The 14,569-nt window shown below is 72.1% G+C and carries 14 protein-coding genes; 11 read left to right on the top strand and 3 right to left on the bottom strand.

Translation table 11 applies throughout. The features are described 5' to 3' along the window. Nucleotides 1–128 precede the first annotated feature (128 nt). Nucleotides 129–1,496, bottom strand: coding sequence for a sensor histidine kinase (locus tag OIE49_RS20950; protein WP_326803640.1), 1,368 nt, complete (start codon nt 1,494–1,496; stop codon nt 129–131). A gap of 120 nt (nt 1,497–1,616) precedes the next feature. Next, the gene (locus tag OIE49_RS20955; protein ID WP_100569700.1) at nt 1,617–2,870 is read right to left on the bottom strand and encodes a sensor histidine kinase; all 1,254 of its coding nucleotides are present in this window, start codon (nt 2,868–2,870) and stop codon (nt 1,617–1,619) included. A gap of 215 nt (nt 2,871–3,085) precedes the next feature. Between OIE49_RS20955 and OIE49_RS20960 the strand changes: the two genes are divergently transcribed. The 11 genes from OIE49_RS20960 to htpX all read left to right on the top strand — a co-directional run bounded on the left by OIE49_RS20960 (nt 3,086) and on the right by htpX (nt 14,088). Continuing rightward, the gene (locus OIE49_RS20960; RefSeq protein WP_141359431.1) at nt 3,086–3,493 is read left to right on the top strand and encodes an NADH-quinone oxidoreductase subunit A; all 408 of its coding nucleotides are present in this window, start codon (nt 3,086–3,088) and stop codon (nt 3,491–3,493) included. Further along, complete coding sequence (locus OIE49_RS20965) at nt 3,484–4,101, top strand: NADH-quinone oxidoreductase subunit B (protein WP_100569702.1); 618 nt, start codon at nt 3,484–3,486, stop codon at nt 4,099–4,101. The genes OIE49_RS20960 and OIE49_RS20965 overlap by 10 nt, the downstream gene beginning before the upstream one ends. Next, nucleotides 4,098–5,300: an NADH-quinone oxidoreductase subunit C gene (locus OIE49_RS20970; protein ID WP_326803642.1), complete on the top strand. Its 1,203-nt coding sequence runs from the start codon at nt 4,098–4,100 to the stop codon at nt 5,298–5,300. The genes OIE49_RS20965 and OIE49_RS20970 overlap by 4 nt, the downstream gene beginning before the upstream one ends. After that, nucleotides 5,297–6,265, top strand: a complete 969-nt coding sequence (locus OIE49_RS20975; protein ID WP_100569704.1) for a complex I subunit 1/NuoH family protein — start codon at nt 5,297–5,299, stop codon at nt 6,263–6,265. The genes OIE49_RS20970 and OIE49_RS20975 overlap by 4 nt, the downstream gene beginning before the upstream one ends. 2 nt (nt 6,266–6,267) lie before the next feature. Further along, the gene (locus OIE49_RS20980; RefSeq protein WP_326803643.1) at nt 6,268–6,819 is read left to right on the top strand and encodes a NuoI/complex I 23 kDa subunit family protein; all 552 of its coding nucleotides are present in this window, start codon (nt 6,268–6,270) and stop codon (nt 6,817–6,819) included. Next, nucleotides 6,816–7,436, top strand: a complete 621-nt coding sequence (locus OIE49_RS20985; protein WP_100569706.1) for an NADH-quinone oxidoreductase subunit J family protein — start codon at nt 6,816–6,818, stop codon at nt 7,434–7,436. The genes OIE49_RS20980 and OIE49_RS20985 overlap by 4 nt, the downstream gene beginning before the upstream one ends. After that, the gene (gene nuoK / locus OIE49_RS20990) at nt 7,436–7,831 is read left to right on the top strand and encodes an NADH-quinone oxidoreductase subunit NuoK (RefSeq protein WP_326803644.1); all 396 of its coding nucleotides are present in this window, start codon (nt 7,436–7,438) and stop codon (nt 7,829–7,831) included. Before OIE49_RS20985 ends, nuoK begins: the two co-directional genes overlap by 1 nt. After that, complete coding sequence (locus OIE49_RS20995) at nt 7,828–9,822, top strand: NADH-quinone oxidoreductase subunit 5 family protein (RefSeq protein WP_326803645.1); 1,995 nt, start codon at nt 7,828–7,830, stop codon at nt 9,820–9,822. Before nuoK ends, OIE49_RS20995 begins: the two co-directional genes overlap by 4 nt. A 6-nt stretch (nt 9,823–9,828) precedes the next feature. Further along, nucleotides 9,829–11,403, top strand: a complete 1,575-nt coding sequence (locus OIE49_RS21000; RefSeq protein WP_326803646.1) for a complex I subunit 4 family protein — start codon at nt 9,829–9,831, stop codon at nt 11,401–11,403. Continuing rightward, a complete protein-coding gene (locus OIE49_RS21005) occupies nt 11,400–12,923 on the top strand; it encodes an NADH-quinone oxidoreductase subunit N (protein WP_326803647.1) in 1,524 nt (507 codons plus the stop codon). The genes OIE49_RS21000 and OIE49_RS21005 overlap by 4 nt, the downstream gene beginning before the upstream one ends. A gap of 298 nt (nt 12,924–13,221) precedes the next feature. Continuing rightward, complete coding sequence (htpX, locus tag OIE49_RS21010; protein WP_326803648.1) at nt 13,222–14,088, top strand: zinc metalloprotease HtpX; 867 nt, start codon at nt 13,222–13,224, stop codon at nt 14,086–14,088. A 13-nt stretch (nt 14,089–14,101) separates the two neighbouring features. Here htpX and OIE49_RS21015 read toward each other — a convergent pair whose 3' ends face one another. Then, on the bottom strand, nt 14,102–14,503 hold the full coding sequence (locus tag OIE49_RS21015; RefSeq protein ID WP_326803649.1) for a YccF domain-containing protein: 402 nt from the start codon (nt 14,501–14,503) through the stop codon (nt 14,102–14,104). Nucleotides 14,504–14,569 lie beyond the last annotated feature (66 nt).

The following is a 14,569-nucleotide window of genomic DNA, read 5'->3' on the forward strand; positions in this document are numbered from 1 at the left end:
ATTCCAGTATTCGGAACGCGCCGCGCCCGGGCCAGGGGAAGTGTAGGGAGGCGACCAAATGTTTCGGCCTGCCGCCGCGACCGGAGTGGACGCGACGGCAGGCCGTCATCGGAGGACTTCGTGGGTGCTCAGCGCCGCCAGGGCAGCTCCGCCGTCACCCGGGTGGGGCCCCCGGACGGCGAGTCCACGACGAGGATCCCGTCCACCGCGTCCAGCCGCTCGGCCAGTCCGGCGAGGCCGGACCCCTTGGACACGTCCGCGTTCCCGACCCCGTCGTCCTCGACCTGGAGCATCAGCCGGTCCTCCGCCCGCCAGACGTCCACCGAGGCGGACCGCGCCCCGCTGTGCTTGCTCACGTTCTGGAGCAGCTCGGAGACCGTGAAGTACGCGATGCCCTCGATGGCCGCCGCCGGCCGCTCGTCCAGATCGACCTCCACCCGCACCGGCACCGTGCAGCGCGAGGCCACCGCCGACAGGGCCGCGTCCAGGCCCCGGTCGGTGAGCACGGCCGGGTGGATGCCCCGCGCCAGGTCCCGCAGCTCCTGCAACGCGGTCTTCACCTCGCCGTGCGCCTCGTCCACCATCCGCGCCGCCGCCTGCGGATCCTCCGTCAGCTTCTCCTTGGCCAGCCCCAGGTCCATCGCCAGCGCCACCAGCCGGGCCTGCGCCCCGTCGTGCAGGTCCCGCTCGATGCGCCGCAGGTCCGCGGCGGCCGTGTCCACCACGACCCCACGGTCCGACTCCAGCTCGACCACGCGCGCCGACAGCCGCGACGGCCCCAGCAGCCCGTGCACCAGCACCCGGTCCACCATCGTCAGCGCCCGCACGATCCACGGCGTGGCCAGCGTGAACAGCAGCCCCACCAGCGCGGTCACCGTGATCTCGAACGGGTTGTCCAGATAGATGCCGTGCCGGCCGTCGCCGTAGAGCTGGAGCCCGCCCTGACCGGCCCACATCGGGAACACCCAGAACCACAGCGGATACGTCAGCAGGCTCCAGCCCAGCGTCCAGAAGACCAGCGACACCGTGAAGGAGAACACCGCCCACGGAAAGTGCAGGATCGCGTAGAGCAGGGCCCGCCAGGAGCCGCCGCTCTTCAGCAGGGCTCCCGTCCAGGCCAGGACGCCCGGCTTCGCCGCCCGCAGCGGCTGCGGCTCGGCCACCTCCAGGCCGAGCAGCCGGCGCGCCCGCGCCCGCTCCAGCACACCGAACAGGCGGCAGCCGGCGAGCGTCGCCGCCAGCACCGGGACACCCAGGAACGTCACCAGCAGGCCCGCGCCCAGCGACACCATCGTCACCGCGTAGGTGAACAGCATGATGCCGATCGGCAGGTTCAGCAGCACGTACCCGAACTCGCGCCAGCTGCGCGCCTCGAACGGCGCCCGCAGCCCGGCCGGCAGCAGGTGCCGTTCCCGGCGGGTGTCACCGTCGTGGAACCCGCCCGCGCTGTAGGGCCCGTACCCCGGTGCGTGCTGCGATCGGTACTGGGTGGCCATCGGCGTCGTCCCGTCCCCTCGTTCCGTGTCTCCTGCGGCTGTCCCGCCGTACTCCCAGGGTGCTCGGGCCCGCCCGGCGGGACCATGGAGCACGTCGGCGTCTTGGGCGGGGGGTTTTCCCTACCTCCGGCCGGGGGCGCCCCTGCCGGAGGCGGCCACGCCGGACCCGGCCGGGTCCGCCCCGTCCGTGCGGTCCCGCCACGGCAGCTCCGCCGTGACCGTCGTCGGACCGCCCGGCGGCGACTCGACGACGAACAGGCCGTCCACCGCGTCCAGCCGCTCGGCCAGACCGCGCATGCCCGTCCCACCGTCCAGCCGGGCGCCGCCGCGGCCGTCGTCCCCGACCTGGATCAGCAGTCGGTCGTCGGTCCGCCAGACGTCGACGGAGGCGGATCGTGCCCCGCTGTGCTTGCTGACGTTCTGGAGCAGCTCGGAGACCGTGAAGTAGGCGATCCCCTCGATGGCCGCGGCCGGACGCGCCTCCAGCTCGACCGTCACCTGCACCGGCACCGTGCAGCGCGAGGCCACCGCCGACAGGGCCGCGTCCAGGCCCCGGTCGGTGAGCACGGCGGGATGGATGCCCCGGGCCAGGTCGCGCAGCTCCTGGAGCGCGAGCTTCACCTCGCCGTGCGCCTCCTCGACCATCGCGGCGACATGCTCGTCCGACTGGCCTTCCAGCAGTTTCTCCTTGGCCAGGCCCAGACCCATGGCCAGATTGACCAGCCGGGCCTGCGCCCCGTCGTGCAGGTCCCGCTCGATGCGCCGCAGGTCCGCGGCGGCCGTGTCCACCACGACACCGCGGTCCGACTCCAGCTCGGCGATCCGCCGCTCCAGCTCGTCGGACGGCGACAGCAGGCCGCGCACCATCGCCCGGTCCACGTTCGCCAGGCCCCGCGCGAGGAAGGGCAGCACCGGCCAGAGCACGAAGAGCGAGACCATCGTCACCGCGAAGGTGAGCACCCCCCAGGGCATCCGCATGAAGTGGTAGAGCGACGAACGCCAGCCCACCGGGTCCTTCAGCGCCGTCCAGATCCGCCCGACCAGTCCCTCCGCGCCGTGCTGCGACAGCGGGCTAGGCTCGTCGATCCGCACCCCGAGCAGCGCACGCGCACGCGCCCGCTCCAGCCGGCCCAGCAACCGCGAGCCCATCAGCCCGAGCGCCAGCAGCGGGAAACCGATCACGGTGAGTGTCAGCGCGCTGCCGGTCGACAGCACCGTCACCACATAGACGAAGCCGCACAGCGACACTGGCAGATTCACCAGCAGATGCGTGATCTCCTTCCAGGTGGGCAGGTCGTAGGCGAAACGGGCCGGCGGCAGCCGGTCCTCGGCGCCGTCTGCCGCGGGATCGGCGGCGGGAATGCGAGCGGTCATAGGGGCCAGCGTGCCGTGCGGCGGCCGACGGCGCCATGAGGTGGGCCGCCCTCACCCACTGGGGAAAACCCCACCTCCGCGTCCCACGGTGTGACGGGTTGCTTACCCGTCCTTTATCAGGGCCTAGACTCCCGTGCGTACAGGTCGTCGAACAGGCGAACACCACGGGGCAGGGGAAACGGGCCCGACAGGGCCAGGGAGTGAGGGAACGGACGGTGCGGGAGACGTTGCGGGGGTCGACCGCCGTCGTCGCGGCGGACTACTTCCAGTCCTACTCGGTCGTCGGACTGCTCGCCCTCGTCGGCGTGCTGTTCGTCGCCGTAGCCTTCGGTGCGGGACGCCTGCTGCGCCCGGTGGTCCCCACCCCGGAGAAACTGCTGACGTACGAGTGCGGCGTCGACCCCGTCGGCGAGGGCTGGGCGCACACCCAGGTCCGCTACTACGTCTACGCGTTCCTGTACGTGATCTTCGCCGTCGACTCGATCTTCCTGTTCCCCTGGGCGACGGTCTTCGCCGCCCCCGGCTACGGTGCGACGACGCTCGTGGAGATGTTCATCTTCCTCGGCTTCCTGGCCGTGGGCCTGCTGTACGCATACAAGAAGGGCGTCCTGGCATGGACGTGACCCCCCGCACCCCCGAACCGGTGCCGCTGCCGGAGCCGAAGCGGCTGGGCGCGCTCGCCCGGCTCGCCCCGGAGCCGATGAAGGTCGTCCTGAACTGGGGCCGGCGCTACTCGCTCTGGGTCTTCAACTTCGGCCTCGCCTGCTGCGCGATCGAGTTCATCGCCGCGTCGATGGCCCGGCACGACTTCATCCGCCTCGGCGTGATCCCGTTCGCGCCCGGGCCGCGCCAGGCCGACCTGATGGTGGTGTCCGGCACGGTCACGGACAAGATGGCCCCGGCGGTCAAGCGGCTGTACGAGCAGATGCCGGAGCCCAAGTACGTCATCTCCTTCGGCGCCTGCTCCAACTGCGGCGGCCCCTACTGGGACTCGTACTCCGTCACCAAGGGCGTCGACCAGATCATCCCGGTGGACGTCTACGTCCCCGGCTGCCCGCCGCGCCCCGAGGCGCTGCTCCAGGGGATCCTGAAACTCCAGGAGAAGATCGCGCGCGAGTCGCTGGGGGAGCGGTACGCGACCGGGGCGGCCCGCCCTTCGACGGCCGCGCTGCAGAGCGGGCTCGTACGGCCGCCGGCCACCGCGGCCACCGGCGAGGGGGACCCGCGATGAGTGGGGCCGGCTGGCTGCCCGCGCCCGTCGAGGAACTCTTCGGGACCGGCGCCACGGCGGAGGAGTCCTACGAGGTTCTGACGGTGGACGTGCCGCCGGACACGTGGATCTCCGCGCTGCTGACCGCCCGCGACGAGCTGGGCTGCACGTACTTCGACTGGCTGAGCGCCGTCGACGAGCCGGGCACGGGCTTCCGCGTCTCGGCCCACGTCGTCGCCCTCGCCCCGGTACGGCGCCTGCTGGTGCGTACGACGGTCGCGCACGAGGCGCCCGTCCTGCCCACCGCGGTGGACGTCTACGCGGGCGCGGCCTGGCACGAACGGGAGACGCACGAGATGTTCGGCGTCTCCTTCCGGGACCATCCCGGCCTGGACCACCTCCTCCTGCCGGAGACCTTCGAGGGCCACCCGCTCCGCAAGGACTTCGTCCTCGCGGCCCGCGTCGCCAAGGCCTGGCCGGGCGCCAAGGAACCCGGGGAGCCTGCGGCGGGTGCCGCCCACGGCGGCCCCAAGCGCCGCCAGATGCTGCCGCCGGGCGTGCCCGACCCCAACGAGTGGGGCCCCCAGAAGGGCCAGCTCCCGCCGGCCCCGTCCCGCCCGGCGCGGGGCGCGGCCCGAGCGGCGGGCGACGGCCCGGTCCGACGCACCCGCACGGCGGCGGAGGGCTCGACCGGCCAGACGGAGACGGCACCACCCGCCACGAGGCCCCGCCGTATGCGCAGCGCCGGCGAGGGCTCGGCAAGCCAGACGGCTCGCGGCGACGAGACGGTGACGGGACCCACGGCTGCGCCCGGGTCCGCTGCGGCGGCGGAAGCCGGAACGGCACCCGAGCGCGCCGCGACCCCGCCAGGGGCGACGCCGCCGAAGGCCGAGCCGCCCGCCGAGAACACACGGGAGGACGGCGACCGCCGCCCGGCGGCCGACGGGCCGGCGCCTCAGCGGGCCGGGGCCGCGGGGGTTCGGCGGGCGCGGAGTGCGAGCGAGGGCTCGGCGTCCCAGCGCGGGCAGGAGGCGGCTCCCAAGCCGTCCACGGAACCGCGCGGTTCGGACGCCCCCTGGCACCACGCCCGCCCGGCGTTCGACGAACCCGAACCGAAACCGGGACCGGCCCCCGAGGACGACGGCCCCGACGCCACTGAACCCCCCACCACGCCTGAAACCCCCACCACGCCCGACGAACCGGAAGGAGGCCCGCGGTGAACGACGCCGTCGACGTCGCCCTGCGACTGGTCATCGTCTTCGCGGTGTTCCTGACCTTCCCCCTGATCGTGGGGCAGACCGAGCACAAGGTGATGGCGCACATGCAGGGCCGCCTCGGCCCCATGTACGCCGGCGGCTTCCACGGCTGGGCCCAACTCGTCGCGGACGGCGTGAAGTTCGCACAGAAGGAGGATGTGGTCCCGGCCGACGCCGACCGCCGCGTCTTCCAGCTCGCCCCCGCCGTGGCCCTGCTGCCCTACCTCCTCGTGCTGCTCGCCATCCCGATCGGCCCCGGCGAGGGCGCCGTCGGCCAGGTCGTCGACGCGGGCATCTTCTTCGTGCTCGCGGTCATGGCCGTCGGAGTCCTCGGCTCGCTCATGGCCGGCTGGGCCTCCGCCAACAAGTTCTCCCTCCTCGGCGGCCTGCGCACCGCCGCCCAGCTCCTCGCCTACGAACTGCCGATGCTGCTCGCCGCCGCCTCCGTGGCGATGGCGGCAGGCACGGTCTCCCTGCCCGGCATCGTCCACGCCTTCCACTGGTGGTGGCTGCCCTGGCAGATCGTCGGCGCGATCGTCTTCTTCGTCGCGGGCCTCGCCGAACTGCAACGCCCGCCGTTCGACATGCCCGTCGCCGACTCGGAGATCATCTTCGGCGCGTACACCGAGTACACCGGTCTGCGCTTCGCCCTGTTCCTGCTCGCCGAGTACGCCGGGATCGTCGTCCTGTGCGGCCTGACCACCGTCCTCTTCCTGGGCGGCTGGCACGGCCCCTGGGGCGACGCCGGCCTCGGCTGGGTCTGGACCCTGCTGAAGACGGCGGTCCTCGCCTTCGTGGTCATCTGGCTCCGCGTCACCTATCCGCGGCTGCGCGAGGACCAGCTCCAGAAGTTCTCCTGGACTCTCCTCGTCCCCCTTTCCCTCGCCCAGATCGCCCTCACCGGCATCGTCAAGGTGGTGATCCAGTAGCCATGGCCCCCATCCCCGGCAGCGGCCTGGCCAAGGGCCTGGCCGTCACCCTCCGCACGATGACGAAGAAGACCGTCACCGCGCAGTACCCCGACGTCCAGCCCGATCTCCCGCCGCGCACCCGCGGCGTCATCGGCCTGTTCGAGGAGAACTGCACCGTCTGCATGCTGTGCGCCCGCGAGTGCCCGGACTGGTGCATCTACATCGACTCCCACAAGGAGACGGTCCCCGCGGCGACCCCCGGCGGCCGCGAACGCAGCCGCAACGTCCTCGACCGCTTCGCCATCGACTTCTCCCTGTGCATGTACTGCGGTATCTGCATCGAGGTCTGTCCTTTCGACGCCCTGTTCTGGTCCCCGGAGTTCGAGTACGCCGAGACCGACATCCGCGACCTCACCCACGAGCGCGACAAGCTGCGCGAGTGGATGTGGACCGTGCCCGCGCCACCCGCCCTCGACCCCGGCGCCGAGGAGCCCAAGGAGATCGCCGCCGCCCGCAAGACCGCCGAGAAGCTGGCGGCCGCGCAGGCCGAACCGCGGGAGGGGGACGCGTGAGCCTCGCCGCCGCAAGCCACGGCTTCCTCTCGCCGACCGGCGTCGAGATCGCCTTCCTCCTCGTCGGCCTGGTCACCTTCGGCGCCGCCCTCGTCACCGTCACCACCCGGCAGCTCGTGCACGCCGCCCTGTGGCTGGTGGTCACCCTCGGCGGCCTCGCCGTGGAGTACCTGCTGCTCACCGCCGAGTTCATCGCCTGGGTGCAGGTCCTCATCTACGTGGGTTCCGTCGTCGTCCTCCTCCTGTTCGGCCTGATGCTCACCAAGGCGCCCATCGGCCGCTCCCCGGACGCCGACTCCGGCAACCGCTGGGCCGCCCTGACCGTGGCCGTCGCCGCCGCGGCCGCCCTGGTCTGGGTGGTCGTCGACGCCTTCCGCGCCACCTGGATCGACCTGGACGGCGCCGCCGCCGGATCGACGAGGGTCACCGGCGAGAGCCTGTTCCAGAACTGGGTCCTGCCCTTCGAGGCTCTCTCCGTCCTCCTCCTGGCCGCGCTGGTCGGTGCGATCGTCCTGTCCCGCAAGGCGAAGGCGGCCGATGCCGCCGCCCAAGCCGCTGCCGCCACCCCGGCAGCGGGAGCCGACGGCGACCCGGGCGCGAAGGAAGGTGTCCGCTGATGCACCTCGCCTATCCCGCCGTGCTCTCCGCCCTCCTGTTCTGCACCGGCCTGTACGGCGTCCTCGCCCGCCGCAACGCGATCCTGGTCCTGATGTCCGTCGAGCTCATGCTCAACGCCGTCAACCTCAACCTGGTCGCCTTCGACGTCTGGCTCAGCAGGGCCGCGATCGAGACCCTGCACTCCGGGCAGGCCCTGACCCTGTTCACCATCGCCATCGCCGCCGCCGAGATCGGCATCGGCCTGGCGATCGTCCTCGCCGTCCATCGCAACCGCGGCACCTCGGACATCGACCGGCTCCGTGACTCCGCCGAGGGCCCCGACGACTCCGACGACGGCTCCCACGGCGCCGCCGCGACCGCAGAGGCCGTTGAGAAGGCTGAGGCCACCGCGTGACCACGACCACCCTCGCCGTCCTCGTTCCGCTCCTTCCGTTCCTCGGCGCCGTGGCCGGCCTGCTGCTCGGCCGCACCGCGCCCGGCTTCGTCCGCCCGCTCGCCGTCCTGCCGGCCCTCGCCTCCCTGGTCCTGGCCGTGCTGGTCGCCGCGGACCAGGGCGGCGGCCGGGCCGTCGACGCAGCCACCGAACTCACCCCCACCGGCTCGGTGCCCATCGAACTCGCCCTGCACATCGACGGCTTCGCCGCGCTCGTCGCCGTGCTGGTCACCGTCGTCGCCACCTGCGTGCAGATCTACTCCACGGGCTACCTGCGCGACGACCCGCGCTACCCCTCGTACGCCGCGCTCGTCTCCCTGTTCACCTCCGCGATGCTGCTCGTCGTCTACTCCGGCGACCTGATCGTGCTGCTGGTCGGCTGGGAGGTCATGGGCATCTGCTCCTACTTCCTGGTCGGTCACTACTGGGAGACCCCCGAGGCCCGCGCCGCCTCCATCAAGGCCTTCCTGGTCACCAAGCTCGGCGACGTGCCCTTCCTGATCGGCCTGTTCGCGCTCGGCACCGACGCGGGATCCTTCCGGATCACCAAGGTCCTCGGCGCCGTCGCGAGCGGCGGACTGCACCACCCGACCCTGATCGCCCTGCTGCTCCTCGCCGGCGTGGCGGGCAAGTCGGCGCAGTTCCCGCTGCACACCTGGCTCCCCGATGCCATGGCGGGCCCGACGCCCGTCTCCGCGCTGATCCACGCCGCGACGATGGTCGCCGCTGGTGTCTACTTCGTCGCCCGGCTCCTTCCCGTCTTCCAGGCCTCCTCGGCCGCGATGGTCGTCCTCGCCGTCATGGCCGCCATGACGATGGCCGGCTCGGCGCTCGCCGCGCTCGCCCAGGACGACATCAAACGCGTCCTCGCCTACTCGACGATCGGCCAGCTCGGCTACATGACCGGCGCGCTCGCCGTCGGCGACCGCGGCGCGGCCGTCTTCCACCTCCTGTCGCACGGCGCCTTCAAGGCGCTGCTGTTCCTCGCGGCCGGCGTGATCATCCACGCGTCCGGCACCAACTCGCTGGCCGTCATGTCCCGCATGAGCAACCTGCGCGCCCGCGTCCAGGACGCCTACTGGACGATGACCGTGGCGCTCCTCGCCCTCGCCGCGATCCCTCCCTTCAGCGGCTTCTTCTCCAAGGAGTCCGTCCTCGGCGCCGCCGAACACGCGGCCACCGGCCACACCGGCCACGCCCCCGCGGCGGCGGGCTGGACCGTCCTCGTGGCCGGTCTCCTCACCGCCCTGCTCACCGGCGCCTACGCCATGCGCCTGTGGCTGCTGGCCTTCCGCGGCCGGGGCGCCGAGGCCCCCGACCACGGCAAGCAGCCCCTCGCCATGAACGCCGTGCTCTGGGTGCTCGCCCTCCCGTCCCTCGCCTTCGGCGGCCTCGCCTTCCGGCTCCTGCCCGGATGGTTCGACGGCCGGGACCTGACCCCCACGCTCGTCACCTCCGTCCTCGGCACCGGCGTGGCCCTGGTCGGCGGCATCGTCACCTACGGCGCCTGGCAGCACACCACCGCGCTCGCCGCCCGGACCCCCCTCGGTGCCGTCGCCGCCCACCCCGAGGGCGACGCCGGACTCGTCGAGGCCGAGGCCATCGCCACCCACCGGCCCGCGTACGGGGACATCGCCCACGCGCCCGACCCCGCCGACCCCGGACGGCTGCTGCTCGGACCGCTGCACCGGCACGCGGCCGCCGGCTTCCACCTCGACGCCGCGTACACGGCCCTCTTCGTCCGCCCGGTGCTGGCCGGAGCGAACCTCGTCCGGTTCCTCGACCGGGAGGTCGTCGAGACCTATGTACGCGGCGCCGGAGCCGCACCCCGCCTGCTCGGGGCCGCCGTACGGCGCGCCCAGACCGGCAATGTCCAGACCTATGTGAGCGCGCTGCTCGCCGGCACCGTCGTCCTGGCGGTCGCCGCCGTCCTTCTGGCCACGGGAGCGTGAGCAGGCGTGATCGATATCAACGAGTCCGTGATGCAGTTCCTTCTGGCATTCCTCGTCGCCGGCCCGCTCCTCGGAGCGCTCGCCGTCCTCCTGCCCGCGCCGCCCGGACTGAAGGGGAAGTCACCCGAGCAGGCCGTGCTCCGGCACGGCGTGACCGTGACCGGCGCGATCCTCGCCGCCGCGATCGTCCTCGCCGCCGGCTTCGACCACGCCCACCCGTCGAAGATGCAGGCCACGACCGACATCAGCTGGATCCCCGCGCTCCATGTGCGCATCCACCTCGGCGTCGACGGCATTTCCCTCCCCCTCGTCGTACTGACCGCGCTGCTGACCTTCCTCTGCGCGCTGTACTCCTACTTCAAGCCGCCCACGGGCCCCACCCCTAAGGCGTTCGTCGCGCTGCTGCTCCTGCTCGAGTCCGGCACCCTCGCGACCTTCGCCGTCCTCGACCTGCTGCTGTTCTTCCTCGCGTTCGAGATGGTCCTCATCCCGATGTACTTCCTCATCGCCCGCTGGGGCGGCGAGGGCCGTCAGGCCGCCGCCTGGCGGTTCATCCTCTACACCCTGCTCGGCTCGGTCGTCATGCTGCTCGGCCTGCTCCTCGTCGGGCTCAAGACCGGCACCTTCGACATGGTGGCACTCGCCACTGACAACGGCCGGTCACTGACCGCGTCTGTGCAGGTCATCGCCGTTCTGGCGATCGGTCTCGGACTCGCGGTCAAGACGCCGATGTGGCCGCTGCACAGCTGGCTGCCGGACGCCCACACCGCCGCCCCGACCGTCGGCTCGGTGCTGCTGGCCGGCGTCCTGCTGAAGATGGGCACGTACGGCTTCGTCCGCATCCTGCTGCCGATCGCGCCCGACGGCTTCCGCACCCTCGCGCCCTACCTCGCCGCCCTCGCCGTCGTCGGGATCATCTACGGATCCCTGGCCTGCCTCGCCCTCGCCAGGCGGGGCGCGAAGGGCGACCTCAAGCGGCTCATCGCCTACTCCTCCGTCGGCCACATGGGCTTCGTCCTGCTCGGCATCGCCACGATGACCCCCACCGGCGTGAACGGCGCCCTGTTCGCCAACATCGCCCACGGCCTCATCACCGGCCTGCTGTTCTTCCTCGTCGGCGCGCTCAAGGACCGCACCGGCACCACCGACCTCGACGCCCTCGCCGACAAGTCGGGCGCCGCGCTGTACGGAAAGGCACCGCACCTCGGCGCGCTCCTCGCCTTCGGCGCCGTCGCCTCGCTCGGACTGCCGGGCCTCGCCGGGTTCTGGGGCGAGATGCTCGCCCTGTTCGGCTCGTTCCGGCCCGCCGCCGACCTCAGCCGGCCCGCCTTCCTCACCTTCATGGCGATCGGCGCCTTCGGCACCCTGCTCACCGCCGCGTACATGCTCGTCGTGGTCCGCCGCGTCTGCATGGGCGACGTACCGCGGCAGGCACCGCAGCTCGCCGACGTACGGGGCTACGAGTTCGCGGCCTGGACCCCGCTCGTCGCCCTCACCGTCCTCGCCGGACTCTGGCCGAAGGCCCTGCTCGGGCTCACCGACCCGGCCGTGCAGCAGCTCCTCGCAGGAGGCACCCGATGAGCGCCCTGGCCCAGACGGCGGCCCCGTCGGTGGTCCAGTCCGTCGACTGGCTCGCCGTCGCGCCGCCCACCCTCACCGCGGTGATCGCCCTCGTGGTCCTCGTCGCCGACCTCTTCCTGCCACAAGCGCGCAAGCCCCTCCTCGGCTGGCTCTCCGTCGCGGGACTCGCCGCCGCCGCGCTGCTGCTCCTGCCGCTCCTCGACGGCGACCGCGCCACGTTCTGCCAGACCGGCCTGCCCGACGCGTGCAGCTACACCGCCGACCGCTTCACCCTCGTCATCCAGTTCCTCGTGCTCGGCGGGGCCCTCCTGACCGCGCTGCTGTCGGTCACCGCGCTGAAGGACGCGCGCAGGGCACTGCCCGAAGGGGAGTTCTGGTTCCTGCTGCTGGCCTCCGCCGCCGGTGCCGCGCTCCTGCCTGCCGCCCGCGACCTGGCGACCCTCGTCGTCGCCCTGGAGGTCGCCTCCCTGCCCGCCTTCGCCCTCGTCGGCCTCCGCAACGGCGACCGCAGGTCCTCCGACGCGGCCCTGAAGTTCTTCCTGTCCTCGGTGACCGCGACCGCCGTCACCCTGCTCGGCGTCAGCTTCGTCTACGCCACCACCGGCACCCTCTACCTCACCCAAATCGCCGAACGCATCCAGCACGTCGACGGACAGTTCCACACACTCGCCCAGACCGGCGTCGTCCTCACCCTCGTCGGCTTCGCCTTCAAGACCGCCGCCGTCCCCTTCCACTTCTGGGTGCCCGACACGTACGTGGGAGCCCCCCTGCCGATCGCCGCCTACCTGTCGGTCGTCGGCAAGGCCGTCGGCTTCACCGGACTGATCCTCGTCACCGTCGTCGCCTTCCCGTCGTACTCCGGCGCCTGGGGTCCCGCGATGGCCGTGCTCGCCGCGCTCACCATGACCGTCGGCAACGTCGGCGCCCTGCGCCAGCAGGCCACACGCGCGTACAGCGCGGTACGGCTGCTCGCCTGGTCCTCCGTCGGCCAGGCCGGCTACCTCCTGGTGCCGATCGCCGCCGCCGGCTACTCCGGGGATCCGCAGAAGTCGATCGGCTCCACGGTCGCCTACGCGCTCATGTACGCCGCCGTGAACATCGGCGCCTTCGCCGTGGCCGCGCTCGTGGGCCGTACGAGGGAACGCAACCGCGTCAGCGACTACCGCGGCCTGTACGCCACCAACCCGCTGACCGCCCTGCTGCTGGCCTTCTTCCTGCTCTGCCTGGCCGGCCTTCCGCCGGGCGTCATCGGGCTGTTCGCCAAGGTCACCGTGTTCTCCGCGGCCGTCGACGCCGGACTCGGCTGGCTCGCCGTCGTCATGGCCGTCAACGTCGTCATCGCGCTGTACTACTACCTCCAGTGGACGGCCCTGCTGTTCCGCGCCCCCGACGGCGAACCCGTCCGGCACCGCGTCCCGGCCCCTCTCACCGCCGCCCTCGTCTTGACGGGCGTCCTCGGCGTGGCCCTCTCCGGCGCCCCCCAGCTGGTGCTCCGCTTCGCAGGCACCGGCCTGTTCTGAGCGCCCGGTCCTGGCCACGCGCGCGTAGGAGCCACCCGGGCCTCGCCGCACGCCTGTAGGAGCCACCCCGGCCTGCCCCACGCGCGCGTGGGGCACCCGGCCCTCACGCGCGCGTGCCGCCCGGAGCCCCGCTCACCCGGACGGCCCGCGCGCCGACGCACCCACCAGGGAACCCGTGGCCGCCGCCTGGCGTTGACCAGTTCGGAAGGGTCCACTGGACGTGACACCACACGGCACCGGTGGAGTCGAAACGCAGCAAGCGAAGGGTTCCCCTGCCGCACCACTTGGAGGGCGTACCGTGCACCGCCGGCACAACGGGCTCAGGACCGCAGTCCTCCTCGGGGGACTGTCCGCACTCATCATCCTCATCGGCAGTTTCTTCGGCCGCACCGGCCTGGTCGTCGCGGTCCTCATCGCCCTCGGCACCAACGCGTACGCGTACTGGAACAGCGACAAGCTGGCGCTGCGTGCCATGCGGGCCCGCCCGGTGAGCGAGTTCGAGGCCCCGGCCCTGTACCGGATGGTCCGCGACCTCTCCACCCAGGCCCGCCAGCCCATGCCCCGCCTGTACATCTCCCCGACCGAAGCACCCAACGCCTTCGCGACCGGACGCAACCCGCGCAACGCCGCCGTGTGCTGCACGGAAGGCATCCTGCGCATCCTGGACGAGCGGGAGCTGCGCGGCGTCATCGGCCACGAGCTCAGCCACGTCTACAACCGCGACATCCTCATCTCCTCCGTCGCCGGCGCACTGGCCTCCGTGATCATGTTCCTGGTCAACTTCGCCTGGCTGATCCCGATCGGGCGCTCCGACGACGACGACGAGGGCCCCGGTCTGATCGGCATGCTCCTGATCATGATCCTGGGCCCGCTCGCCGCGTCCCTCATCCAACTGGCCATCAGCCGTTCCAGGGAGTACGAGGCGGACGCGTCCGGCGCCCGGCTCACCGGCGACCCGCTCGCCCTCGCCGGCGCCCTGCGCAAGCTGGAGACGGGCACCCAGCAGCTTCCGCTGCCCCCCGAGCCGCGCATCGAGACCGCGAGTCACATGATGATCGCGAACCCGTTCCGCCCCGGTCAGGGACTGTCGAAGATGTTCTCCACGCACCCGCCGATGGCGGAGCGCATCGCCCGCCTCGAGCAGATGGCCGGCCGCCGGCTCTGAGCCGGTCGCGGCACTAGCGTCCGCCGAATCCGTTGTCCGTCCGCACCACTTCACGCCCCAGGGGCATGAGCGAGGCCGGGATGAGCTTCAGGTTGGCCCACCCGAAGGGGATGCCGATGATCGACAGGAACAGCGGGATGCTGGTGATCAGGTGTCCCAGCGCCAGCCACCAGCCCGCGAAGACCAGCCAGATCACGTTGCCGATGAACGACCCGGCGCCGGCACCCGGTCGCTCCACGGCGTCGCGGCCGAACGGCCACAGGACGAATCCCGCGAGGCGCAGCGACGCGATGCCGAACGGGATGGTGATGATCAGGACGAAGCAGATCAGCGCGGCGATGAGGTAGCCGATCGCCATCCAGATGCCGCAGAAGACCAGCCACACGAGGTTGAGCAGCAGGTTGATCACCTTCATGATCGGCATCCTCCAAGGTCGTTCGATGTCGTTTCCGCCGGTACTGCCCGCTGGCCCAAGTATCGG

Origin of the sequence: Streptomyces sp. NBC_01788 (assembly GCF_035917575.1) — a bacterium.
In the GTDB taxonomy this organism is placed as follows: Bacteria; Actinomycetota; Actinomycetes; order Streptomycetales; family Streptomycetaceae; genus Streptomyces.

Bases quoted from the DNA above. Each gene is read 5' to 3' on its own strand.
- OIE49_RS20950 (WP_326803640.1), bottom strand. From the start codon at position 1,496: ATGGCCACCCAGTACCGATCGCAGCACGCACCGGGGTACGGGCCCTAC.
- OIE49_RS20955 (WP_100569700.1), bottom strand. From the start codon at position 2,870: ATGACCGCTCGCATTCCCGCCGCCGATCCCGCGGCAGACGGCGCCGAG.
- OIE49_RS20965 (WP_100569702.1), top strand. From the start codon at position 3,484: ATGGACGTGACCCCCCGCACCCCCGAACCGGTGCCGCTGCCGGAGCCG.
- OIE49_RS20970 (WP_326803642.1), top strand. From the start codon at position 4,098: ATGAGTGGGGCCGGCTGGCTGCCCGCGCCCGTCGAGGAACTCTTCGGG.
- OIE49_RS20980 (WP_326803643.1), top strand. From the start codon at position 6,268: ATGGCCCCCATCCCCGGCAGCGGCCTGGCCAAGGGCCTGGCCGTCACC.
- nuoK (WP_326803644.1), top strand. From the start codon at position 7,436: ATGCACCTCGCCTATCCCGCCGTGCTCTCCGCCCTCCTGTTCTGCACC.
- OIE49_RS21005 (WP_326803647.1), top strand. From the start codon at position 11,400: ATGAGCGCCCTGGCCCAGACGGCGGCCCCGTCGGTGGTCCAGTCCGTC.
- OIE49_RS21015 (WP_326803649.1), bottom strand. From the start codon at position 14,503: ATGAAGGTGATCAACCTGCTGCTCAACCTCGTGTGGCTGGTCTTCTGC.